This is a genomic window from Rhodococcus sovatensis (genome assembly GCF_037327425.1).
Taxonomy (GTDB): Bacteria; Actinomycetota; Actinomycetes; order Mycobacteriales; family Mycobacteriaceae; genus Rhodococcoides; species Rhodococcoides sovatense.
The window spans coordinates 4,688,368-4,711,404 of sequence record NZ_CP147846.1 but is presented as its reverse complement, the minus strand read 5'-3'; the positions used below and the strand labels follow the sequence as shown (position 1 = coordinate 4,711,404).

Sequence of the window (23,037 nt, the reverse complement as noted above, 5' to 3'; positions counted from 1 at the left end):
AGGTTTCGACGTTCTGGCGCTCCGCGCCAGTGGCACGATTGAGTGCACCCCGATGCACTTAATCGTGCCACTGGTGGCGGAGCCACCTCACCTGACGACCAGGCCGCGGCCGTTGCGGATGACCATCGATCGAAACGCCTCGACCTGGCTCGCGTGCTGGCGGGTGGACCAGACCATCCCGATGCGTCGTCGTGCTGCTGGATCCGCGATTCGCACCTCGACCGTTTCCCGGCCGTGGCTGCGCATCCGCGGAAGGATGCTGATCCCGAGCCCGGCGCCGACGAGTCCGCGCAGCGTATGGATGTCCTGGCCCTCGAAGGCGATCTCGGGAGCGATGCCGGCGCCGGACCAGAGCTCGTCGCAGATCGACCGCATGCCGAAACCGTGACCCATCGCGACGTAGTTCTCTTCGGCCGTGTCGGCGAGGTCCACCGAGCGTGCGCCGGCCAACGGATGGTCGGCAGGAACGACGAGGACCAGACGTTCGTCGTAGAGCTGGAACGAGTTCGTCGCCGTGTGCTCGGTGCTGAGAGAAACGAACGCGAGGTCGGCTGCTGCGTCGTCGAGACGGTCGAGGCACCGTGCACGCGCCCCCTGATCGAGTTCGAAGGTCACCGCGGGGTGCTCTCCGCGAAACTGCTTGATCAGGGCAGGCACGATGTCCTCGCCGAGCGTGTTCTGGAAGCTGATCGAGATGCGCCCGCGCGCTGTGGCGTCGTGCTTGCTCATGGCGTCCAACCCCGCCTCGAGGTCTACGGCGACACGGTGCAGGTACGGCATCAGAATTCGTCCCGCGGTGGTCAGGGCGATCCCGCGACCTCGCCGCTCGACGATCTCCACACCGAGGATCTTCGACGCCCGGGCGATCTGTCGGCTGACGGTGGGCTGCGGGATGCCGAGGAGATCCGACGCTTCGGTGATGTGCTCGGTGTCGGCGACAGCGAGGAGCGTCGGAATGAGGGCCAGCAGGTCCCTCGCCTCGTCGCGCATCGCTGAATCATATCGCTGACGTATCGAATTGACCCGGTTCATGCATTGGACGTAGGTAGTTTCGAGTCATAGCGTCGAAGCAATGAGTTCGATGTCCGAATCTTCGCTCGAGTGGGAGGGCCACCCACGCGGCTCTCGCCAGTACAAGCGACTCGTCGCAGCACTGCTGTTCGCGGGTATCGCGTCGTTCGCTCAGCTCTATTCGGTCCAGGGCATCCTGCCGCTCATCGCATCGAGCCTGGAGATCACGCCGTCGCAATCCTCGCTCGCTGTCGGACTGGCAACCGTCGGAGTCGCGGTGTCGGTGCTGCCCTGGTCGGTGGTCGCCGACCGGATCGGCCGGGTACGCGCGATGAGCATCTCGGTCGTCACAGCGACAGTGCTGGGTCTGATCGTACCGCTGTCGTCGTCGCTTCCGGTGCTTCTGTCGATTCGCTTCTTCGAGGGCGCGGCTCTCGGTGGGCTGCCTGCCATCGCAATCGCGTACCTCAGCGAAGAGGTGCACCGTAAGCACACCGCGCTTGCAGCAGCGACCTACGTGTCGGGGACGACGCTCGGCGGTCTGCTCGGACGGATCGTGGCGGGTCCGGTTGCAGAATTCACGAACTGGCGCATCGGCACTCTGACAGTGTCCGTGATCGCTGCCGTCGCTGCCGGGCTGTTTCTGCTACTCGCCCCGAAGCCTCGACGCTTCCTCGGGACCGCGTCCGACGGTCCGTCGCTGAGTGCGAGATTGTGGGCGAACCTTCGTGAACCGGGAATGCTCGCGCTGTACGCGCAGGGCTTTCTCCTGATGGGCGGCTTCGTCGCGATCTACAACTTCCTCGGGTTCAGGCTGGAGGGTGTGCCGTTCGGGTTGCCGCAGTCGATCATCAGTCTCATTTTCATCGCGTATCTGAGCGGGACGGTGTCCTCGCGGGTCGCCGGTTTGCTGGCGGTCAAGCGTGGCCGTGGACCCGTCCTAGCAGGATCCACCGTCGTCATGATTGCGGGCGTTTCGTTGACGATCAGCAGCAATCTCGTCGTGATACTCCTCGGACTGGTCGTGCTCACCATCGGGTTCTTCGCAGCTCATGCCATTGCCTCGGGGTGGACCGGACAGCGGGCGATCGTCGGCCGAGCGCAGGCGACGTCGCTGTACAACCTGTTCTACTACGGCGGATCGAGCGTCGTAGGGTGGTTCGGCGGCGTGATCTACCAACAGTTCGGGTGGACCGCGATGGCGTCGTTCGTGATGGGCTTGGCGGTGCTCGCCGCGGTGATCATGCTGGTGGCGGGATCAGACCGCCGCAACGAGCGCGACCGTCAACGGCACGACGGAAATGCAGCAGATCGCGACCACCAGAAGTGCAATGACGCGTCGGCGATCCCATCTCTGCTGGGCGCCCGCAGCAGCGGACACGAACAGAACGAAACCTACGCACACCGATGCGATGGTGACCGCCACCGGGAGAGAGATCATTAGCCGACTTTGCCCCAACCGACGTACGCGTCGATTTCGAGGTAGCCGGTGACTCGAGCCTGGTCGCGCACCGGATACGGGTCTCCGGTGTAGAAGGTGGAGATGCGGTCGATGTCGACCAGATCGGGATCGTCCTGCAACGTGATGGTGCCGTGCACGGTCACGTGGGTGTACCAGCTGGCTTCGTCGAGCACCGATATCGAAACCTTCGGGTTGCCGCGGATGTGTTCGAGGCGCTTGCGGTCGGCCTGGAAGTTCAGCACGATCTTGCCGTCCTCCCACAGGTACCAGGTCGGCGCGGTGATCGGTGTTCCGTCGGCGCGTACGACAGCCATGACGGCAGGGTTCGGCTTCTTCAGGATTTCGATTGCATCTTCGGGCAACGGTGGCTTCGGCATGTCGTCGAGCCTACCGAGGAGTCGAGATCGACGTTGTGCACGGATTTCGGTGGAAACCCAAGCACAACGTCGATCTCGGCTTCGTGGGGCTACAGCGTGGGGAGCTTGACGACCTGGCCGGCGTACGACAACCCGGCGCCGAACGCGAGGAGCAGCGCGGTGTCGCCGGCCTTCGCCTTTCCGGTACGCAGGAGCTCTTCCATCGCCAGCGGGATCGACGCGGCCGAGGTGTTGCCCGTTTCGGCGATGTCGTTGGCGACGGTGGTTCCCTCATCGAGGTTCAGGCTTCTGGCCAGCAGCTCGGTGATTCGGCTGTTGGCTTGATGTGGGATGAACGCGTGCAGCTCATCGGTCTTGATGCCCGCGGCGTCGAGCACCCGCTGCGCAGCTTTGCCCATCTCGAAAGCAGCCCAGCGGAAGACGGAAATCCCGTTCATCCTGATCCAGGGACGCTCGAGACCTTCAGTGGTGATGTACTCGTACCAGTCGGTTGTCTGGACGATGGCATCGGACTGTGAGCCGTCCGAGCCCCATACAGCAGGCCCGATCTCGGTCTCGTCACTCTGTCCGACGACGACAGCACCCGCACCGTCGGCGAAGATGAATCGCGTAGTGCGGTCGTACGGGTCGGTGGTCACGGAGAGCTGCTCCGCGCCGATGACGAGGACGTATTGCGAGGTACCGGCCTTGACCAGGTCGGACGCTACGGCCAACGCGTAGCAGAAGCCAGCGCACCCGGCGCAGATGTCGAATGCGGCGGGACCTTTGGTGCCGAGTCCATGCGCAACCTTCGCGGCAGCTTGGGGAGTCAGCTCGAGATGCGTCGAGGTGGCGACGATGACGGTGTCGATCTGCTCGGCCGAGATACCGCTCGCCTCGAGGGCTTTGCGACCCGCCGCGATGGACATCTGCACGACGTTCTCTTCAGGTTCGGCGAACCGCCGGTTCTTGATGCCCGACCGAGTCTGGATCCACTCGTCACTCGAATCGATGAACTCGCAGATCTCGTCATTGGTGACCACCCGCTCCGGGCGGTAGACACCCAGACCCAGCATTTTCGACTGCCGGCCCTGCGTAGTGCTGATCGCACCCATCCAACATTCCTCTCCTTCGCTACCGTGCCATCGCCGAGCTTCGGCTCGGGTCTTGGGCAACGGGCTAGGTGAACACGTTACGGGTCGAGTTGTTTCGGACGTCACACCAGTTCGGCGATCAGCCCTGCGACCACGGTGGGTTGATCGATCATCGCGTGGTGATGTGCGCCGTCCACCACGGTGAACTTCGCATCGAGGTAGCGCGCAAGACGTCGCTGTTTGTTCAGCCACGCACGTCCCCACGGGGTCCGGCGCCCGGTATGTGCGGCTGCAACGGTCACGGGCAGAGTCTTCTGGTGCATGGACGTCCGACGCCGGATCGTGTTCAGTTCGGCCGCCATATCCGGATAGACGAAGTTCTCGACGAGGGCAGCTTCCAGGTACGACGGTGTGCGGTAGATCTGCTCGATCCAGTCGTACGTCTCGATCGGGATTCCGTCGGGTGGGATCGACTGGTTCAGAATTCTCCTGGAGGTAGTGGCCAGGAGTCGTTGCATGCCGCTCGCGGTCGACACCTTTGCAAGGCCGTAGGCCGCAGCGACGCGTATTCGTTTCGGGATCACAGCCCACGGGTCGCGCTCGGCACTCGAATCGAGCAGCAGCACCCCCGCCGTCCGCTCGGGCTCGATCCGAGCGAACGCCTCCGCATAGAAACCGGCAAGAGAATGCCCGACGACGACAGCAGGCGTCGTCAGCTCCAGCGCGTCGAGGACCCCGAGGATGCGGTGTGCTTCACCGGCGACGGTCGGTGTCGTCCCGTGCGGGAACGGTTCACTGAGTCCGAACCCGGGTCGGTCGAATACGACGACCGTGTGAAATGCCGACAGAATGCGGGCGCAGTCGTCCCAGTCGAACCAGTTGCCTCCCAAACCGCCACACAGCACCACCGTCGGGCCGGCGCCGGTGACCACGACATGAGTCTCGAGCCCGTCGACCGTCAGGAAGCGGCCCGGCGGCTGCAGAGTCGAGTGAGGCCGTTGTTTCATGTGAAACATCTACTGTCGCGGTTTGGCGAGCGGGAACGCGAGGGTCTCCCGGATGCTGCCTCCCGTGATGAGCATGACGACGCGGTCGACGCCCATACCGAGGCCGCCGGTCGGCGGCATGCCGTATTCGAGCGCCTGGAGGAAGTCCTCGTCGAGCGACATCGCTTCCTCGTCGCCGCCTGCGGCGAGCAGCGACTGCTCGGTAAGACGCTGGCGTTGATCGACCGGGTCGGTCAGCTCGCTGTAGGCGGTGCCGAGTTCGACCCCCCAGGCGACGAGGTCCCACTTCTCGGCGACGCCGGGGATGGACCGGTGTGGTCTGGTCAGCGGCGACATCGACGTCGGGAAGTCCTTGTAGAACGTCGGGAACTCGGTGTAGTCCTCGACCAGGTGCTCGTACATTCCCTGTGCGACCGCCCCAGCATCCCAATCCTTTTCGTACGGAATAGCGTTCTCGTCGCAGATGCGTTGCAGGTCCTCGAGGGAGGTGTGCGGCGCGACATCGATGCCGAGCTTCTCCGCTACGGCTCCGTGCAGTGTCTTGACGGGCCACTCGCCGGAGATGTCGATCTCGATCATCTCGCCGTTGGGACCGTCGGGCCGCAGGACGATCTCGCGTCCATGTGCCGCCACGGCCGCCCTCTGAATAAGCTCGCGGCACAGCACCATTGCGCGTTCGTAGTCACTGTGCGCCTCGTACGCCTCGAGGATCGTGAACTCCGGGTTGTGTTTGAAGTCAGCTCCCTCGTTGCGGAACACTCGGCCGATCTCGAAGACCTTGTCCATTCCGCCGACACACAGCCGCTTCAAGTACAGCTCCGGGGCGATGCGCAGGTACAGGTCGAGGTTGTAGGCATTGATGTGAGTGATGAACGGCGCTGCGTTGGCGCCACCGTGCACCTGCTGCAGGATCGGGGTCTCGACCTCCATGTAGCCGCGATCGGACAGCGAATCACGCAGGGACTTCACGACATTGCTGCGCGCGATCATCAACTCACGCGCACTGCGGTTGATCGCGAGATCCACGTATCGCTGACGGACACGCGACTCCGGATCGGTCAGCCCCTTCCATTTGTCCGGCAGGGGGTGCAGACACTTGGCGTTCATTCGCCAATCCGACGCGAGCAGCGAGAACTCGCCCTTCTTGCTGCGACCGATGACTCCGCTGACCTCGATGAGATCGCCGAGGTCGAAGTCGGAGTCGAAGCTGTCCATCCTGTCGCCGACCTGTGCGCGGTCGAAGAGCACCTGGATGTCGTCGGTCCAGTCTCGAATCAGGGCGAACGCGACGCCTCCGTAGTCGCGAATTCGCAGTATTCTGCCCGCAATCCGAACTGTCGTGCCCTGCGGTGCGGCGAGTGCCTCGGCGACGGAATGCGTCGGGGGATGCGCGACGGGATAGCCCTCGATGCCCTCACTGGTCAGACGTTCCAGCTTGGAGATGCGCACTCGCACCTGATCGGGACGCTTGGGACCGGTCCGCGGCTGCTCGTCGTCGCGCAGATCCAGGCCACCGCCTTGCGGTCCGCTGCCGTCCGCATGGATGTCTTCGCTCCCGACGAGAGCTGCGGGCACCGCGACATGGCTGCCGGTGTGCTTACTGGCGCGCCGGAAGCTGGGGAGCGTCAGGAATCCCTCTGCGATCGCCGATGCGATACCGACCTTGGGGAGCTCGCGATTGTCGGCGAAGCAGAGGTACCTCGGTTCCCAGTCGGGTTGGTATTTCAGGTTGGAGCGATACAGCGCCTCCAACTGCCACCAGCGAGAGAAGAACACGAGCACCGAACGCCAAATCCGCAGCACTGGACCAGCCCCGATGCGGCTTCCCTCTTCGAAGACAGCACGGAACACGGCGAAGTTCAGGGAAATCTTGGAAATGCCGAACTGGTCACCTCCGGTCGCCAGGTCCGTCACCAACAGCTCGATGACACCGTTGGGGGACTGCGGGTCACGTCGCATCAGATCGAGCGAGACGCCGGTGCGCCCCCAGGGCGCGAGCGAGAGAACGGCCACCGTCTTCTCGTCCTGCCGCGCCTGAACGAGCAGGCAGTCGCCGTCGAGTGGATCTCCGAGACGGCCGAGGGCCATCGAGAATCCACGCTCGGTCTCGGTATCGCGCCAATTGTCCGCGCACTCGATGATTTCGGCCATCTCTTGCGCCGGAATATCGCGGTGGCGCCTGATCGATGTCGTGACGCCGGCGTTGCGGGCACGGTTGACGGCTTGACGAACCGGACGCATCTCGCGGCCACTCAGGTTGAACTGCTTCGTATAGAGGATGGCCTCGTCGCCGAGTTCGAGGACGTTGAGTCCCGCGCGCTTGAACGCCGTTGCGCCGTTTTCGCTGGCGCCCATGACCGCTGGACTCCACCCGTACTTCTCGGCAAGTTCCAGCCAGGCCTCGATGGCATGTGGCCAGGCCTCGGGATTTCCGATGGGATCTCCGCTGGCAAGACAGACACCGACCTCGACGCGATACGTCACCGCGGCCTTTCCGCTCGGCGCGAAGACGACGCCCTTGTCGCGGCGGGTGGCGAAGTATCCGAGCGAATCGTCTGCTCCCCATTTGTCGAGCAGGCCTCGAAGGGCGGACTCGTCGCTGCCGGTCAGTGCGTTCGACGACCGCTGCGAGCGGAACAGCGTCACGACCGCAGCCAGCAACGCGAGTGCGCCGAACAATCCCAGGAGGGTGTTGACGAATCCGTGTGGGCGACCGTCGAACTGCTCGTTGTCGACCGTCGCGAGTGCGGTGACCCGGTTGAACGCCCACAGGAACGTCTGACTCTCCGGGAGTGTGCCGGGGAACAGCGCGACGAGACCCCACCCGACGAGGGTGCCGACTATCGCGCCGAGTATCAGGACCCCGAGAGCTTTCCACGCGGCACCGCGCCGAACCCGTGTGTAGAACTCTTTGCGTGCTGCGATGAGGATGCCGAGAATGACGATGTGGACGCCCAGCGCAACCCACGCGTTGGCGTCCTTGCCGTTGAGATCTTCACTCAGATTGTTCAACGAGACGAGTACGAGATACAGCGTCAGGAACCACCATGCGATGCGTTTGCGGCTCGCGAGGGCTGCCGCGGTGAGGCCGACGACCAACGCCCAAGCAAGCGAGGTGTCCGGCGCGTCGATGTAGTAGTTGTCGACGTACTCGCGGGGAACGCGAATCACCACACGCAGCGCGGGCGAGAGACTCCAGAGGAACACGAGTACCGCGAAGACTCCGAGGACAAGCCCGGAAATGTGTGGAACCTGCCGCAGTGGGCCGTGTTCGGGCGGCATGAAAGCTCGTGGAGCTTTCTTCTCGACGTGCTTGTCGACCTGCTCCGATTCCTCCGTCGAGACCGATGTTCTGGTCAATGCCCACTCCTGCCGTCAGCGCTACCTCGTATACAAGGCCAACGGTAGCGCTGACGGCAGCGATAGTGCTGTCCATTCGGAGTGTGGACTGCGGTTATCACCCTTTGCGGGTACCAGTGTCAGTGTTCCCGTACGGCGTGGTCCCGTACTGCGGTGTGCTTGCCTGCCATGGCGAGTGCCGTCCGCAGGCCACGACGTTTGCCGGTCTCCGGATCGACGCCGAACACCTCCTTCATGCCGCCGCGGATGCGGAACTTCAGCTCGGAGGACGTTTCGGGTGCGTCGTCGGCGGTCGCGGAGAGGAACCGGTTGGGGAGCGAGAGCTTGAGGATGGTCCTGAGCGTCTGGCCGTACTGGTGCGGCAACGATCCCGTTGTGTACGGCAGGTCGTACTTGTCGCACAGAGCTCGAATCTTGACCGAAATCTCGGCATACCGATTGCTCGGCAGGTCCGGGAAGAGGTGGTGCTCGATCTGGTAGCACAGGTTGCCGCTCATGAACGCGAGCACGGGGCCGGCACGGAAGTTGGCGCTGCCCAACATCTGACGCAGATACCACTCCGGCTGAGTCTCGGTCTCGTATTCCTCGAGCGTGAACTTCTCCGCCCCGTCCGGGAAATGCCCACAGAATATGACGCCGTACGTCCAGTAGTTGCGAATGAAGTTCGCCGTCGCATTGGCCGTCAACGTCGATTTCCATGCCGGACCGGTCAGCAGCGGGAAGAGGATGTAGTCCTTGCCGACCTGCCTGCCGACCTTACGGAGCACATCGATCGCCATCTCCTTCTTGTCTTCCCACTTCACCTCACCGGTACGCAGCTTGTCGGTCTCGAGGTGATGCAGTGCGACGCCCCACTCGAAGAACGTCGCAAGAAGTGCATTGACCAGGGGCTGCCCGAGGTACTTGGGGTGCCACTTCTGGTCGCGGGTGATCCGCAGGACACCGTAGCCGACATCGTTGTCCAGGCCGACGATGTTGGTGTACTTGTGGTGGGTGAAGTTGTGCGAGTGCTTCCAACCGGACGACGGGCAGGTGTTGTCCCACTCCCAGTTGCTGGAATGGATCTCCGGATCGTTCATCCAATCCCATTGCCCGTGAATGACGTTGTGACCCAGCTCCATGTTCTCGATGATCTTGCCGACCCCGAGCATCGCCGAACCCAACAACCACGCCGGGCGCTTCCTGCTCGCGAACAGAACCAGTCGACCCGCGACGATCAACGAACGCTGGAACGCAATGGTCCGTTGGATGTATCGGGCGTCCCGTTCCCCTCGTGAATCCTCCACATCGCGCCGAATAGCGTCCAATTCCGCACCCAAGGCCTCGATATCCGCCTCGGTCAGATGGGTGTACTCCTGAATGTCCGATATAGCCATGCTTTCCCTCCCCAGGTTCCATGCGGCACGGGCCCCAATGTGGCCCCCGACACACTCCCAAAGGTACTGGCCATCGGCCGGGGCGTCGAGCCGGGCGGGTTGGGGCCGGGGTTTGGGTGCGGTGCGGGGACCGAATGATGCTCCTATGTTTGTCAACCGTGCTGTGGGTGTACAAGTAGGCCGAATACTTCGCGGGCTATGGCACGTTTGAGGCAGCGCATAATTTCGCGTGGTGTTTTGCCTTCTGCCAGTCGACGGTCGCGGTAGCGCTTGGTTCGTTCGTCGCTGCGTAATCGGACCAGGGCGATGATGTAGAGAGCGCGGTTGGCTTGACGGTCGCCTCCGCGGTTGAGTCGGTGTCGGTGCGTTCGACCTGAGGACGCCTGGATCGGTGCGACACCGCACAGGTGCGCAAAGGCTGCTTCTGTGGTGATGCGATCCGGATTGTCGCCGACGGTGATCAGCAACTGAGCCGCGGTGTTGACACCGATGCCGAATCGAGCGAGGAGCTGGGGTGCGTGTTCGGCGACGAGTGCTTCGATGTGTTTGGTGAGGTCGCGTTCTTCGGTGGTCAAACTGTCGATTCGGATCGCAATCGTTCGCAGCGCGTTCTGCACGGCTTCGTCGAGTGTGAGAACTCTGTGGGTAGCGGGCGCGAATCGTCTACAGGTGGCGAACAGGACCGCATCGGTGAGGTCTCGAAGCTCGGTGCGAATACGGTCGGGGGCGTTGACGATCATCGACTTCAATTGGGTGATTGCTTCGGCACGCGACTTCACACAGGAGTGACGTGCGTTGTGCAGGAAACGAATTGCTTCGACATTGCCGTCATGCGCTTTGGGTGTCGTGGTGGCTTTTCCGGTCAGCGCAGCGCGTGCGGCCGAACGCGCATCGATCGGATCGGATTTGCCCTGGGCTCGGCGCGCACGACGGTCAGGGCGGTCGACGTCGACGACCTCTACCTCGGCGTTGTGCAATGCGGTCGCCAACGTCGATCCGTAGCTTCCGGTTCCTTCCACTCCGACACGTTCGACAGTGCCCGCCGCGGTGATCCAGGCGATCAACTCGGTGACACCGGCAGCGGTGCTGGCGAACTCTCGGTCGTCGAGGTCACGTCCGAGGTGGTCGGTGAGTGCGACGTGGTGCGTGTCCTTATGAGTGTCGACGCCGACGAAGATGCGGGCGCTGACATCGGGCAGGTTTTCGGTCATGCTGGTCATGGCTATCCCCTTCGAGGTGGAGGCCACGCACCGGCCGGGCGGCGGACAAGACTGTGATGGGACTCTTTGGACAGGCTCCTATGAGGTCACTTCGCCCACCGGTCGCGTGTGTGTACAACCGCCAGTGAGATGGGGCCGACACATCATTCGTAGGACAGTCTGAGACGTCGGTCTGTTTCAGAGTCAGGCCCCAACTCACTGGAGAAGTCCAGTATCAACCGGACACACCCATACTCACAGTCTGTTTCGGTCACTTGGGGTGAACGAAAGTCTGTTTGAGTCACTCTGAGTGTGCGACTGTCTCATTCGGTCACTGGTGTACTAGCGAATGTCTCATTCGGTCACCCCGGAACGGAGCGAATGTCTCATTCGGTCACTCCACGGCACCCGAGAAGTTATCCACAACCTAGGAAGTTATCCACAGGGGGTGCGGTCGGCCGACCGTATTTGTCACACACCTGGGTTTCGATGTGTGCCATGAAACGTGGGGGATGGGCAGACGACGATTACGCGCTGCGACAGAAATCGAAGAACGGGGTCATCAGGACTTCCGTACTCAAGGCGATGGGGGTGGGAGCGAAGACGATCGTCGACAGAACCTCGGGTGGACCTTGGCAGCGGATATTGCCGGGACTGATCCTGCTGCACAACGGGCAACCGTCCCGACAACAACGCGACACTGCCGCCAGCATGTACGGCGGCGACGGCTCGATGCTGAGTGGCCGGGCTGGTCTCGCGCTCCACGGGTTCGGTGCGCCAAAATCGTCGGCGGATATTTTGGTGCTGATACCTCCGGTGCGGCACCGCAAGGATGTGTCCTTCGTCGTCACCGAGCGAACGGAACGAATGCCCGCAGCAACGACCAAAATGGGTCTGCCGGTGGCACCGATAGATCGATGCTTGCTCGATGCAGCCCGCCGAATCCGCGATCGACGTGCATGTATCGCCTTGATCGCCGAGGTCGTTCAACGCGGAGTCGTCGACGTCAGCTCACTTCTGACAGAACTGGACGACGGTTGCGGCCGAGGCAGCGCTGTTCCGCGTCGTGCGCTTTATGAGCTCCTCGGTGGCGCGCATTCCACGGCTCCACGGCCGAGGTGGACGCCGAGAAACTGTTCGAGCGCAGTGGCCTGCCACCGAGCGAGGCCAACGTCGATCTGTACACCGAGGGCGGTGTATTCATCATGAATACAGACAGGTGGTTCGACGATGTCGCGCTTGCCAGCGAAATCAATTCGTACCTACACCACGCGAGTCCTGCGGATTACGAAAAGACGGTCAAGCGGCGGGCTGGAGCGGAAGGCCACGGCGTGATCGTCACGGCCTACACACCGAAAATGATTGTCGAAGACCCACAGCAGGTGATCGAAGACCTCCGTCGAGCGTATCGGAGAGCGCAGGAACGTCCACGCCCCAATATCGTTGCCGTGCCGCGCGGGACACGCTACCGTGCGGCGTCGTAGATCCAGATCATCTGCCGCCCGGTCTGGTGCGATGTAGTGACAGGGTGATCGACAACGCGATCCAAGCGGTAACCCAAACGCTCGGGTACCGCTTGGCTGCGCGCATTCGCTGCATCACAATGGATTTCGACGCGAGATACCCCGTCCATTCTGGCAGCGATCATCGTTAGCGCCGAGCTGGCTCTCGTCGCGATTCCTTGGCCCTCGGCAGCTCCGGTGAGCCAGTACCCGATCTCGAGCACGTCTTCGGCCGTTCGGTGGATACCGATTTTTCCCAGAACCTCGTTATTCGACGGGTCGAAGACGATGTAGTCGTAGACACTGCCCGAGTTCCACTGCACCGCCGCGTCGGCGATTCTGCTGCGTTGCGCATCGACGCTCGCAGCACTGTCGACGGCCCACTCCATCCATGGGGCCAAGCGCGAAATGTTCGACGCGATGGCGTCGGCCACGCCCTGAGCGTCGTCGTCCGTTTCGCGTCGGATGACGAGTTGGTCGAGTTCGATGCGCTCGGGCGGTGTTGTCGTCATGACAGCAGTGTGAGGCCGATTCGTTCGCAAAGCGACTGGATTTCGGCGAACCTCAGGTGACCGAATGGGACATTCGCTCCGCTCGCAGGTGACCGAATGAGACATTCGCTAGTACACCAGTGACCGAATGAGACAGTCGCACACTCAGAGTGACTCAAACAGACTTTCGTTCACCCCAAGTGACCGAAACAGACATTCGGTCACCGGAGAGGGGGCGCATACACCTACGAAGCCCGCCAGGAACGCCAGGTCAGACCCGCGACCACGATGACGGGACCGTCAGGCCTCGCTGATGCGTACTGGCCGTACTTGGCCACGAGAGCGTCGATGGCTGCTGTGCCCGCGTCGGTATCCGCCTCGATGACTCGAGCGGAGCCGCTGGCCCGGACCCACCACAGCTTGTCCCAGTCGTCTTCGTAATTGTCGACGATCATGCTGACTGCGGGGTCGGCCCGGATGTTCTCGAGCCGCTGAAGTTTGCGGGTGGATTTCGGTTTCCAATCGATCGCGGTGACGAGCGTATCGCCGGTTCGTGCGAAAACGATGGGTACCAGGTGTGGGGTGCCGTCTGGGTTGATCGTGGACAGGAGTGCGCGGGGAGCAGCAGAAAAGCGCTCGATTTCGTCGTCGATCTTCACAGCTTCGTTGTCCTGACGTCATATTCAGTGCGTTTATGCGGATGCGCTGTGGGCGCCGTTCTGGAGAAGGATCGTTTCGAATTGTGTGGCGGTCATGGGAAGCCCCAGCAGATGACCTTGCCCGAATGTGACGCCCATGTCGACGCAGGACTCGAGTTGGTCGATAGTCTCGATGCCTTCGGCGACGGTGTCCTTTCCGAGATCGTGGGTCACTTCGACGACTGCCTTGCACAGGGCGGTCATCGCGCGACGACGTTGAAGGTCTTTGCTGTCGAGATGCTGGGTCAGTGATTTGTCGATCTTCAGAATGTCGACGGGCAGTGTGGCGAGGCGTTCGAGGGAGGAGAATCCGGAACCGAAGTCGTCGATCGCGACGAGTGATCCGTGTCGTCGAACGTCCATGAGTTGGTAGTAGACGGCGTCGACGTCGTGCAGGGATTTCGATTCGGCCAACTCGAGGACGAGTCGTCCTGGTTCGATGCCGAGCGAGTCGACGATGCTGTTGACGTCCGTCGCGAGGGTACCCGCGGCGAAGTGCAGTGGGCTGACGTTGACGCCGACTTGCACGTTGAAGTCTTTGTACTGCCAGGCAGCCAAGGTCCGTCCGACCTGGGTGAGGATCCAGTTGCTGAGCGGGATGATGAGATCCGCGTCCTCGGCGAGGCCGATGAAGCTGTCCGGCATGAGCAACCCGAGTTCGGGATGGTTCCAGCGGATGAGGGCTTCGGCTCCGACGACAATTCTCGTAGACAGCTCGACGATCGGCTGGTAGAGCATTTCGAGCTCGTGTTCGGCCATCGCGACGCCGCGCAGTCGCTCCACCAGCTCCAGCCGATTTCGGTTGCTGTCGCGCAGTTCTGGTGAGAACACTTGATGGCTGCTGCGGCCCAGCGATTTGGCGGCGTGCATTGCTGTGGTCGCGTCGTGAACGAGTTGCATGGAGTCGACCGTGCTCTGGTTCGAGGTGGCGACGCCGACGCTGGCAGTGATGGTGAGGTGTCGGTCGCCGATTTCGAACGAGGGATCGAGGACACTGGAGAAACCTGCCGCCATGGCGCGTGCGGCAATCGGTTGACAGCCTCGGGCAATGACGACGAACTCGTCGCCTGTCAGCCTGCCCAATGTGTCGGTGGGTCGGGTCGAGGCTTTGATGCGAGCGGCGACCAACTGTAGGAGTTCATCGCCGGACGTCGGGCCGAGCGCGTCGTTGACTTCACGGAATCCGTCGATGTCGACGAGTAGAACGCTGACTTCGTTGTCCGGTGCCCGCACGGCGAGTTCGCGAGCAAGCAGGGATTCGATCTCTTCCCGGTTCGGGAGTCCGGTCAATGGGTCCCGACCGGGGGCTACGTCGTCGGTGTGGAGTTCGGCGACGTCCTCGTGAGTCAGATATAGGCCGGCTCCGTCGGCGAGTCTGATTGCGCGTAGTCGAAAGTGGAATGCGCCTGACTTGTAGTTCATCGAGAAGACTCGCTGATCGCCGGAGACGACGCCGTTCAGACCGTCCAAAATCGCAGCAGCGGACTCGTTGCCCTGCGCGGCCGCACGGTGGCACAGGTCGAAGTAGTTGCTGCCGGGACTGAAGGACTTGCCTGCCGGTCCGTCGGCCCAGAACCTTGTCCACACCCGATTGACCAGCACGATCGTGCCGGTGAGGTCGAGTACGACAGTGCCGGCGGGCACTGCATCCAGCATGTTCTGTGCGAGCTCGTCGGTCCATTCGGTGCGGGTGGTTCCGAGCCGCTCGGCGGTGATGTCGGAGGTCCAGATCGCATAGCCGCTGGCTCCGCGCACCGTGCTGTACTGCAGCCATTTCTGCAGGCTGTACGAGAAGTCTTCGAAGACAGCAGCGTCGGCGGCGGCGCAGGCAGTCGTGAACTCGGTCCACGAGGTTCCCGTGAACCACGCATCCATGCAGTGACCGACGACTCGATCGGCAGGCGCGGCGAGCAACGACATCGCTGCGGGGTTGGCGTAGGTGACAGTGAATGCGCCGTCGACCATCAACAGGGGATCCGTCATCGAATCCAGATCGCTGTAGGAGCATGCGAACGGATTCACCGAGATACGACGGGGCGCTGACGGCACTGTGCTCACGCTTCCCCCCTACGGCCGGGCGACCGGACCCAAGAATAGCCCCTAGGTTTGCTTTCGCGCTAGAAACAGGGCGACGCCCTTGTTTCCTTCTACCCCAACATAGGACCTACGTGTGTCGTTGGGCCGAACGCCGGACCTTCAGTGACCAGGGAGCGTCCGCGATGTCCGGCCGTGTTCCGAGCACCCAGCGGGCGGCGTCTCGGCCCTGGTCGAACAAGGACTGTGCGACGGTGGTGAGCCCTGCCTCTTGTGCTGCCTCGGAGTCGTCCCAGCCGGTGACCCTGACATCGGCCCCGACATCCAGCACACCGAGGGCGAGATCGTCACTGGTGCACAGGATCGCGTCGTACCCGCGTGTGATCAGTTCCTCGGCCGCTCGACGACCCTCGTCGCGTGAGTTGACGGGAACGAACGCGACGGGAATGTCGGCCCAGTCGACACCGGCGTCGACGACGGCTTGTCGGTATCCGGTCAGGCGCGCGGCGGTGACCGGGAAGGTGGCGTCGTCGGGGTCGGGACCGAAGACGATGTGGGTCTGGCGATCCCGATCACGTGGAAAGCTGATCACCGCAGGATGTTTCGCACCTTCGATTCCTACTGCTCCGACCGCGTGTGCAGCGACGACGTCGTCGATCCCGATCAGTTGGGTCCCGGGAAAGACCGGCCCGCCCTGAATGCAGATGGGTTTTCCGGTACCGACCACCACGCCGAGCATGGGGTCGTCGACGACGGTCGTCCACAGCACGAAACCGTCGACGTGGGCATCTCGTATCCGGTCCAGATCGGTCCCCATCCTCGAGTTGGGGAGCAGTACGAGTCCGGAGTTGGTGTCGAGGCAGGCCTCCGCGACACCGGACAGGAAGGCTCGCGCCTGTGCATTCTCGAACGAGTAGGTGAGTTTCTCGGTGAGTACGACGCCCAGATTGTTGCTCTTTCCACTGCGCAGACCCTGTGCTGCCGGGTTCGGGCCGGCGTACCCGAGTAGGGCTGCGGCGTCGCGGACCTTGCCCCTCGTCGCCTCGGACACCCTGGCCGGTTGGTTGTAGGTGTACGAGACGCTCATGACGGAGACGCCTGCGGCGGCGGCGACGTCTGCCATGGTCGGGCGGGTTCCCATGGGTCAACACTAGCGTCTCCCGGCGAGTTGTGTAACGATACACAGCATGGTTCACACGAGGATGCCGGGTTCGAACGCGCTCCGTCTGAGCGTGCTCGCGGCCGCTGCGTTCGTCTACGTCACTGCCGAGACGCTTCCGGTGGGGCTTCTGCCGGAGATTTCGACGGACATGAACGTCAGTGAGTCCAGTGTCGGGTTGCTCCTCACCTTCTATGCGTACGGCGTCGCTGTGATGACGATGCCGTTCATGACGTTCGTTCGGCGGTGGCCACGTCGGCGAATCGTCGTCGTCACGGTTGCAGCTCTGGCTGTGTCGCAACTGATATCGGCCATCGCCGTCGGATATCCGATGCTCGTCGTCGCGCGGATGATCTGTGCTTCGACGCACGGAGTGTTCTGGGCTGTCGTCGCACCGGTGGCGGCGTCCCTCGCTGCACCGGGCAAGCAGGGCAAAGCGATTGCGACGGTGTACGCGGGAACGTCGTTGGCGCTGGTGGCCGGCAATCCTCTCTCGGCCGCACTCGGGCAGTGGCTCGGGTGGCGAACGGCCTCGATGTGTATCGGGCTGGTTGCTGCGGCCATTGCCATCACCCTGTGCTTCGTGTTGCCTGCGATGAAGGTCGAATCGGTCCGATCCAGGGCTCCGAAGACCCGAACCCTCGATCGGTCCTTGCTGCTGATCTGCGTCGTCACGTTCCTCGCTGTGCTCGGTCACTTCATCGCGTACACCTACTTCTCGTTGCTCGTCGATCGTGGACTCGGTTCGATGGGTACGACGTTGACGCTGATGCTGTTGTTCTACGGTCTGTGCGGCGTCGTCGGAATCTGGGTGGTCGGGAAGACGTTCGATCGGTGGCCGCGCCGATCGACCATCGGTGCGTTGAGCGTCGTCGCGGGGGCGCTGCTCGTGCTGTGGACGACCGTGCAGTCGGTACCGGGATCACTTGCGGTGCTTGCTGTCCTCGCAATCGGGCTCTGGGGATTCGCATTCACGACCGTTCCGGTGTGCCTGCAGTCCTCGGTGCTCAACACCTCCCGCAACGACCCGGATCGTGCATCGGCGATCTACGTCGTCGCATTCCAGTTGGCCATCGCGTCGGGTGCTCTGGTGGGTGGCATAGTCGTCGATCGCAGCAGTATCGCGGTCGTCACGATAGTCGCAGCTCTGCTGGTTGCCGCAGCTCTGCTGACGGTTGTGCTCGCTCGCGATGCGTTCCCTGGGCAGCGGCGCAAACGGTCCGAACAGGCACGCCAGCCGGCATGAGCAACCTGTGGACCAGCTCGGACAGGATGCCGATACCGTCGGTGGACAGTATGGACTCGGGGTGGAACTGGATCGACTCGAACCCGCTGCCCCGCAGGGCATTGACCTCGGTGCCGTCCGCCGAGACCAGGGCGCCGTCGATCGAACCCGCGGTGGCCGCGAAGGTGTTGTAGAAGCCGACGGTCCTACTCACCCCGAAGACGTCGGCCACCTTTTGCACGCCTTGTTGCGGACGGGCGAGTGCGACGACTTCCAACCCCAGCAGCCTGGCCAGCACCTGGTGGCTCAGGCAGATGGCGAGGAGCGGGGATCCGCTCGTAAGTCGCTCGCGCAGAGCAGATTCGACCGCGCTGATCCGGGCATTCGACGACTCGCGGGGATCACCTGGTCCCGGCCCGCAGACCAACAGGTCGGCGTCGCTCGACACGTAGTCCTCCCACCGTACGACGGACACAGCCATGCCGAGATGCCTCAACTGGTGCGCGAGCATCGCTGTCCATTGGTCCTCGAAATCCACCACCACCGCTGTCTTGCCACTGAGTTCGGTGTCCACCTTCGGCTGTTCGTCGAGCCAGAACGACGCCAGCTTTTCGTTTCTGCGCGTGAGTGCGTCGGACACGCCTGGAAAGTCCGACAACCGCACCGCCGCCGAGGCCGGCGGTCTAGGTGCCTCGACGCCGAGAGCTGCCAGCACGCCGCCCAGCTTCGATCTCGTCTCGGCCACTTCGTGTTCGGGAACCGAGTTGCGCACCAGCGTCGCGCCGGCCGAAATCTTCAACTCACCGTCGGGGGCGATTTCGCAGGTCCGAATGAGAATCGGCGCGTCGACGGTGGACACACCACGAGCTCCCTCGAACAGTGCCAGCACTCCTGAGTAGTACCCGCGTCCCGATGTCTCGTAGCGTTCGATGACGCGAGCCGCGTTCTCGATCGGCGAACCGGTGACAGTCGGCGCGAACATCGTCCGACGCAAGATCTCGCGCGGGTCGAGCGAGCTTTCTCCCACGAGGACGTACTCGGTGTGCGTCAGATGCCCCATCTGCTTGAGGCGGGGCCCGATGACGCGGCCGCCTTCCGCACATATCCGGCTCATCATCTTCAGTTCCTCGTCGACCACCATGAACAGCTCGGCGTTCTCCTTCGCGTCGTCCAGGAAGTCGAGAACGCCCGCACCGGAGGGTCCTTCGACTGGATGCCGATAGGTGCCGCTGATCGGGTTCATGGTGGCGGAGGTCCCGTCGAATCCGACGTGACGCTCGGGCGTCGCACCGACGAGGGTGATCGACGGCGTGTGTACGAAGAAGGTCCAGTAGGAGCCGGATTCGCCGCTTAGCAGTCGCCGGAAGATCTCGAGTCCACTTCGCGACGCGTCGGCGAGCCGCGCACGAAAGTCGCGACGGATCACGAAGTTCGCACCCGCGCCGGTACCGATCTCGTCGGCGAGAACTCGCGAGACGATCGATCCGTACTCGTCGTCTGCGGGTTCGAAACGGCCGTCGGTCACCCTCAACTCGGCCGGCGACATCGCGGCCAGTACCTCGTCCACGCTTACTCGTGCGTGCTCGCGCACCCGGAGGCAGTGCAAGGCGGCATCGTCGTCGTGGCACACGAACCCGCGTTCGGAGATTTGGCGAAACGGCACGAGGGCGAGTACGTCGGGTCCGTCGGCCCCCGGATCGAGCGGGATGTCGGCCAGTGAATCGACGGTGACAACGTCACCGATCAGGACATCGACGCCGTGCTCACGGCTCAGCAGTGCACAGTGTTCGGAGCCGGACAGTGCTCTGGTCAACAGGTCGTTCATCGAATGCCTCTCGGGTGAGAACGGACTTCGAGAGTGACCAGGACATGAAAAATGGCCACCTCGAAAGGCGGCCACAGGTAGAAATACGCGAGGTGTGGGCGCCTAGGAGCGCCACCACCATGATCCTGCTACGGAGCGGTTCGCGTACATGGCCGCTTACTGTACACACCCGCGGCAGGATAAGGTCACCCTCGGACCGCTCGCGCGGTCACGTGGGGTGCAAGGGAACCCGGTGCGAATCCGGGACTGACGCGCAACGGTAACTGTCTCGTTCACGAACAGAAGTCCGATCGCTTGCTCACCACGATCTTTCGATCAAGGCTCCGCGAGACGAGCCCCTAGTAGGAAGTTCCCGCCCTTCTCATGGCCAAGCGCACCTCCCTGTCCGTCGTTGCACTCGCAGCGGCGATGATCCTGTCGAGCTGCTCCTCGGGCTCGACGACCACCGAAGCCCAGACAACCGACGACAACTCCAACTACCCGCTGACCATCACCAACTGCGGGCAGGATGTCGTCGTCGACGCTCCTCCGCAGCGTGCGGTCTCGCTCAATCAGAGTTCGACCGAGATCTTGCTGAGCCTCGGGCTCGCTGATCGGATGGTCGGAACCGCGACGTGGACCGATCCGGTTCGCGACAACTTGGCGTCGGACAATGCCAAAGTTCCGCGTCTGGCGGACAACAAGCCTGCCCTCGAGGTCGTCCTCGACGCCGAACCGGACTTCGTGTCGGCGTCGTTCGGCGGCACGCTCGGCCCGGGGGGCGTCGCCGATCGCAGTCAGTTCGAGCAACTCGGCGTCCCCAACTATCTCTCGCCGACGGACTGCAATGGCAAGACCGACGAGAGCGTCAACTCCGACGGGGCGCGGACCGATCCCCTCGAAATAGCCACGGTCTATCAGGAGATTCGCGATCTCGCGGCCATCTTCGACGTACGTGAACGCGGCGAGCGCTTCATCGGTGAACTGCAGGATCGCTTCGATGCGGCATCGGGGGCGGTCACGGCATCCGGCACCTCGCTGGTCTACTGGTTCGCCGACACCGCGACCCCGTACATGGCCGGTTGCTGCGGATCCTCCGGCATCATCACCAATTCGGTCGGCGCACAGAACATCTACTCCGACACCACCGACGAATGGCCTCAGGTGAGTTGGGAGTCGGTCGCGGATCGCAACCCCACCGCATTCGTGCTCGCCGATCTGAGCCGTCGCACACTGGCCGGCGACGCCCTCGATTCGAAGATCGAGTTTCTCGAGTCCGATCCGGTGACGCAGAGACTGCAGGCGGTCGTCGACAAGCGCTATATCGTCGTCAACGGCGCCGATCTGAACCCGTCGATCCGCACAGTCGACGGCGTCGAAAAGGTGGCGGCCGCACTGCAGGGCTGGGGCTTGGCGAATTGACAGCCAGGCGGAGCCTTCTGCTGCCGTTGCTGCTTGTCGGTTCCGTAGTTCTGACGCTGTCGATCGCGTTCGCGATCACGATCGGTCCGGCGAATCTGTCGGTGTCCGATGTGTATCGCATCGTGCTCGAGCACCTGGGGTTCGGGAACTCGAACGTGAGCCGAATCAAGGACGGCATCGTCTGGGAACTTCGGCTTCCTCGAACTCTGCTGGCTGCGATCTGCGGTGCCGGTCTGGCGTTGTGCGGGGCGATCATGCAGTCGCTGCTTCGTAATCCACTGGCGGATCCGTTCGTTCTCGGCATCTCTTCGGGCGCCTCGACGGGTGCCGTGCTGGTGGCGGTGCTCGGTATCGGCAGCGGTGTGTTGTCCTTGTCCACAGGTGCGTTCTTCGGCGCAGTGTTTTCGTTCGTACTGGTGATGTTGCTTGCAGCAGGAGCCGGAGGCGGTACAGATCGAGTAGTTCTCGCCGGAGTCGCAGGCACTCAGCTCTTCTCGGCGCTGACCTCGTTCATCGTAATCTCATCGGCGGACGCCGAGCAGACGCGTGGGATTCTGTTCTGGCTGCTCGGTTCGCTCGCCGGCGCAGACTGGGCAGATGTCGCGATGTGTGGATTCGTCTGTGCCGTAGGCATTGTCATATGTCTTCTGTACTCGTCTGCGCTCGACGCCTTCACGTTCGGTAACGATGCCGCAGCCACCCTCGGTGTGTCGGTGAAGTGGATTCGGCTATTGCTGCTCGTGCTCACGGCCTTGATTACCGCGACGCTCGTCAGTGCCGCGGGCGCCATCGGATTCGTCGGCCTCGTCCTACCGCACGCGGCACGATTCCTAGTCGGAGCCGCCCACCGCAGACTGCTGCCGACGACGGTGCTCGTCGGAGCCATCTTCATGGTGTGGGTCGATGCAGTCGCGCGAACTGTCTTTCAACCGCAGGAGATTCCGGTCGGAGTGGTGACTGCGCTGATCGGCGTACCTGCATTTGCGATGATTCTGTACCGGATGCGGAGGACTCGATGACTATTCGAGCCAACGGAATTCACTGGTCGAGGGGTTCGCAGTCGATCCTCGGCGGCGTCGACTTCGACCCGAAGCCCGGTGAGACGGTGGGCCTGATCGGACCCAACGGATCGGGAAAGTCCTCGCTGCTACGAATTTTGGCGGGCATCGTCGCACCCGACGAGGGGACGGTGACACTGGACGGCTCGGCGATGAAGTCGATGCGACGTAGGCAGATAGCGCGACGGATCGCGATGGTCGATCAGCACTCGGACACCGACGTCGACATTTCGGTGCAGGGCGTGGTGAGTTTGGGGCGGATCCCGCACCAGGGCATGTTCGGCGGTGATTCGGCGGTGGACGCTCGCGCTGTCGCGCGTGCGCTCGAACAGACCGGGATGACGTCGAAATCTCATCGGATGTGGCACACACTGTCCGGCGGAGAGAGGCAGCGCGTTCAGATTGCGCGGGCTCTGGCTCAGGAGCCGACGGAGTTACTGCTCGACGAGCCGACCAATCACCTCGACATCCAACATCAATTGGACATCCTGGCGTTGGTGTCGGATCTGCCGTTGACGAGTTTCATCGCGTTGCACGACTTGAATCTGGCGGCGATGTTCTGCGGCCGCATCGTGGTGCTTCGCGAGGGCACGATCGTGGCCGTCGGGACTCCGGCGGAGGTGATCACGAAAGAACTCGTTCAGGATGTGTACAACGTGCAGGCCGACGTAGGGCTCGACGACACTGGTACGTATCCCCAGGTCACGTACCGGAGAAGGCGGGTTCCACCCTCAGTGGCACGAATGAGTGCATCGGAACGCACTTAACCGTGCCACTGC

The 23,037-nt window shown here is 62.9% G+C and carries 19 protein-coding genes; 7 read left to right on the top strand and 12 right to left on the bottom strand.

The genetic code is table 11. The features are described 5' to 3' along the window. Positions 1-87: 87 nt before the first annotated feature. Entirely contained in the window at positions 88-990 is a 903-nt protein-coding gene (locus WDS16_RS21990; RefSeq protein WP_338887685.1) for a LysR family transcriptional regulator, read from the bottom strand. Positions 991-1,072: 82 nt separating this feature from the next. Between WDS16_RS21990 and WDS16_RS21985 the strand changes: the two genes are divergently transcribed. Further along, the gene (locus tag WDS16_RS21985; RefSeq protein ID WP_338887683.1) at positions 1,073-2,455 is read left to right on the top strand and encodes an MFS transporter; all 1,383 of its coding nucleotides are present in this window, start codon (positions 1,073-1,075) and stop codon (positions 2,453-2,455) included. Here WDS16_RS21985 and WDS16_RS21980 read toward each other — a convergent pair. The 6 genes from WDS16_RS21980 to WDS16_RS21955 form a co-directional block, all read right to left on the bottom strand. Further along, the gene (locus tag WDS16_RS21980) at positions 2,452-2,850 is read right to left on the bottom strand and encodes a TIGR03618 family F420-dependent PPOX class oxidoreductase (protein ID WP_068379039.1); all 399 of its coding nucleotides are present in this window, start codon (positions 2,848-2,850) and stop codon (positions 2,452-2,454) included. The genes WDS16_RS21985 and WDS16_RS21980 overlap by 4 nt on opposite strands. Positions 2,851-2,939: 89 nt before the next feature. Beyond that, positions 2,940-3,944: a beta-ketoacyl-ACP synthase III gene (locus tag WDS16_RS21975; RefSeq protein WP_338887679.1), complete on the bottom strand. Its 1,005-nt coding sequence runs from the start codon at positions 3,942-3,944 to the stop codon at positions 2,940-2,942. Positions 3,945-4,045: 101 nt separating this feature from the next. Further along, a complete protein-coding gene (locus WDS16_RS21970) occupies positions 4,046-4,939 on the bottom strand; it encodes an alpha/beta hydrolase (RefSeq protein WP_338887677.1) in 894 nt (297 codons plus the stop codon). Then, positions 4,940-8,212, bottom strand: a complete 3,273-nt coding sequence (gene lysX, locus WDS16_RS21965; protein ID WP_338893566.1) for a bifunctional lysylphosphatidylglycerol synthetase/lysine--tRNA ligase LysX — start codon at positions 8,210-8,212, stop codon at positions 4,940-4,942. It abuts the gene before it with no gap. Between the two features lie 197 nt (positions 8,213-8,409). Beyond that, complete coding sequence (locus WDS16_RS21960) at positions 8,410-9,666, bottom strand: fatty acid desaturase (RefSeq protein WP_338887676.1); 1,257 nt, start codon at positions 9,664-9,666, stop codon at positions 8,410-8,412. Between the two features lie 152 nt (positions 9,667-9,818). Then, positions 9,819-10,886, bottom strand: a complete 1,068-nt coding sequence (locus tag WDS16_RS21955) for an IS110 family transposase (RefSeq protein WP_338887609.1) — start codon at positions 10,884-10,886, stop codon at positions 9,819-9,821. A 477-nt stretch (positions 10,887-11,363) separates the two neighbouring features. Between WDS16_RS21955 and WDS16_RS21950 the strand changes: the two genes are divergently transcribed. Both WDS16_RS21950 and WDS16_RS21945 read left to right on the top strand, forming a co-directional pair. After that, entirely contained in the window at positions 11,364-12,074 is a 711-nt protein-coding gene (locus WDS16_RS21950) for a hypothetical protein (RefSeq protein WP_338887674.1), read from the top strand. Continuing rightward, entirely contained in the window at positions 12,071-12,349 is a 279-nt protein-coding gene (locus WDS16_RS21945; protein WP_338887673.1) for a hypothetical protein, read from the top strand. Before WDS16_RS21950 ends, WDS16_RS21945 begins: the two co-directional genes overlap by 4 nt. Here WDS16_RS21945 and WDS16_RS21940 read toward each other — a convergent pair. The 4 genes from WDS16_RS21940 to WDS16_RS21925 all read right to left on the bottom strand — a co-directional run bounded on the left by WDS16_RS21940 (position 12,331) and on the right by WDS16_RS21925 (position 16,731). Next, the gene (locus WDS16_RS21940) at positions 12,331-12,879 is read right to left on the bottom strand and encodes a GNAT family N-acetyltransferase (protein ID WP_338887672.1); all 549 of its coding nucleotides are present in this window, start codon (positions 12,877-12,879) and stop codon (positions 12,331-12,333) included. The genes WDS16_RS21945 and WDS16_RS21940 overlap by 19 nt on opposite strands. Positions 12,880-13,103: 224 nt before the next feature. Beyond that, positions 13,104-13,517, bottom strand: a complete 414-nt coding sequence (locus tag WDS16_RS21935) for a TIGR03668 family PPOX class F420-dependent oxidoreductase (protein ID WP_338887670.1) — start codon at positions 13,515-13,517, stop codon at positions 13,104-13,106. Positions 13,518-13,550: 33 nt separating this feature from the next. After that, complete coding sequence (locus WDS16_RS21930; RefSeq protein WP_338887668.1) at positions 13,551-15,614, bottom strand: EAL domain-containing protein; 2,064 nt, start codon at positions 15,612-15,614, stop codon at positions 13,551-13,553. Positions 15,615-15,720: 106 nt separating this feature from the next. Beyond that, positions 15,721-16,731 carry a LacI family DNA-binding transcriptional regulator gene (locus WDS16_RS21925; RefSeq protein WP_338887667.1) on the bottom strand — a complete coding sequence of 337 codons (1,011 nt, stop codon included), beginning with the start codon at positions 16,729-16,731 and terminating at the stop codon, positions 15,721-15,723. Between the two features lie 46 nt (positions 16,732-16,777). Here WDS16_RS21925 and WDS16_RS21920 point away from each other — a divergent pair, with 46 nt between their 5' ends. Continuing rightward, on the top strand, positions 16,778-17,995 hold the full coding sequence (locus WDS16_RS21920) for an MFS transporter (protein WP_338887665.1): 1,218 nt from the start codon (positions 16,778-16,780) through the stop codon (positions 17,993-17,995). Here the strand turns inward: WDS16_RS21920 and WDS16_RS21915 are convergent. Next, positions 17,880-19,799, bottom strand: a complete 1,920-nt coding sequence (locus tag WDS16_RS21915) for an anthranilate synthase family protein (RefSeq protein ID WP_338887664.1) — start codon at positions 19,797-19,799, stop codon at positions 17,880-17,882. The genes WDS16_RS21920 and WDS16_RS21915 overlap by 116 nt on opposite strands. Before the next feature lie 363 nt (positions 19,800-20,162). On the opposite strand from WDS16_RS21915, the gene WDS16_RS21910 reads away from it, so the two are divergent. Genes WDS16_RS21910 through WDS16_RS21900 form a run of 3 tightly spaced genes read left to right on the top strand, consistent with a single transcriptional unit; the run spans position 20,163 to position 23,025 of the window. Continuing rightward, positions 20,163-21,200 (top strand): ABC transporter substrate-binding protein, encoded by a 1,038-nt coding sequence (locus WDS16_RS21910; protein WP_338887663.1) that lies wholly within the window; start codon positions 20,163-20,165, stop codon positions 21,198-21,200. After that, positions 21,197-22,219 (top strand): FecCD family ABC transporter permease, encoded by a 1,023-nt coding sequence (locus WDS16_RS21905; RefSeq protein ID WP_338887661.1) that lies wholly within the window; start codon positions 21,197-21,199, stop codon positions 22,217-22,219. The genes WDS16_RS21910 and WDS16_RS21905 overlap by 4 nt, the downstream gene beginning before the upstream one ends. Beyond that, positions 22,216-23,025 (top strand): ABC transporter ATP-binding protein, encoded by an 810-nt coding sequence (locus WDS16_RS21900; protein WP_338887660.1) that lies wholly within the window; start codon positions 22,216-22,218, stop codon positions 23,023-23,025. The genes WDS16_RS21905 and WDS16_RS21900 overlap by 4 nt, the downstream gene beginning before the upstream one ends. The last annotated feature ends 12 nt before the right edge of the window (positions 23,026-23,037 follow it).

What these genes read in the sequence shown, in the direction of transcription:
- WDS16_RS21990 (WP_338887685.1), bottom strand. Translation starts at nt 990, where the DNA reads ATGCGCGACGAGGCGAGGGACCTGCTGGCCCTCATTCCGACGCTCCTC.
- WDS16_RS21985 (WP_338887683.1), top strand. Translation starts at nt 1,073, where the DNA reads ATGAGTTCGATGTCCGAATCTTCGCTCGAGTGGGAGGGCCACCCACGC.
- WDS16_RS21980 (WP_068379039.1), bottom strand. Translation starts at nt 2,850, where the DNA reads ATGCCGAAGCCACCGTTGCCCGAAGATGCAATCGAAATCCTGAAGAAG.
- WDS16_RS21975 (WP_338887679.1), bottom strand. Translation starts at nt 3,944, where the DNA reads ATGGGTGCGATCAGCACTACGCAGGGCCGGCAGTCGAAAATGCTGGGT.
- WDS16_RS21970 (WP_338887677.1), bottom strand. Translation starts at nt 4,939, where the DNA reads ATGTTTCACATGAAACAACGGCCTCACTCGACTCTGCAGCCGCCGGGC.
- lysX (WP_338893566.1), bottom strand. Translation starts at nt 8,212, where the DNA reads ATGCCGCCCGAACACGGCCCACTGCGGCAGGTTCCACACATTTCCGGG.
- WDS16_RS21960 (WP_338887676.1), bottom strand. Translation starts at nt 9,666, where the DNA reads ATGGCTATATCGGACATTCAGGAGTACACCCATCTGACCGAGGCGGAT.
- WDS16_RS21955 (WP_338887609.1), bottom strand. Translation starts at nt 10,886, where the DNA reads ATGACCAGCATGACCGAAAACCTGCCCGATGTCAGCGCCCGCATCTTC.
- WDS16_RS21950 (WP_338887674.1), top strand. Translation starts at nt 11,364, where the DNA reads ATGAAACGTGGGGGATGGGCAGACGACGATTACGCGCTGCGACAGAAA.
- WDS16_RS21945 (WP_338887673.1), top strand. Translation starts at nt 12,071, where the DNA reads ATGAATACAGACAGGTGGTTCGACGATGTCGCGCTTGCCAGCGAAATC.
- WDS16_RS21940 (WP_338887672.1), bottom strand. Translation starts at nt 12,879, where the DNA reads ATGACGACAACACCGCCCGAGCGCATCGAACTCGACCAACTCGTCATC.
- WDS16_RS21925 (WP_338887667.1), bottom strand. Translation starts at nt 16,731, where the DNA reads ATGGGAACCCGCCCGACCATGGCAGACGTCGCCGCCGCCGCAGGCGTC.
- WDS16_RS21920 (WP_338887665.1), top strand. Translation starts at nt 16,778, where the DNA reads ATGGTTCACACGAGGATGCCGGGTTCGAACGCGCTCCGTCTGAGCGTG.
- WDS16_RS21915 (WP_338887664.1), bottom strand. Translation starts at nt 19,799, where the DNA reads ATGAACGACCTGTTGACCAGAGCACTGTCCGGCTCCGAACACTGTGCA.
- WDS16_RS21910 (WP_338887663.1), top strand. Translation starts at nt 20,163, where the DNA reads ATGGCCAAGCGCACCTCCCTGTCCGTCGTTGCACTCGCAGCGGCGATG.
- WDS16_RS21900 (WP_338887660.1), top strand. Translation starts at nt 22,216, where the DNA reads ATGACTATTCGAGCCAACGGAATTCACTGGTCGAGGGGTTCGCAGTCG.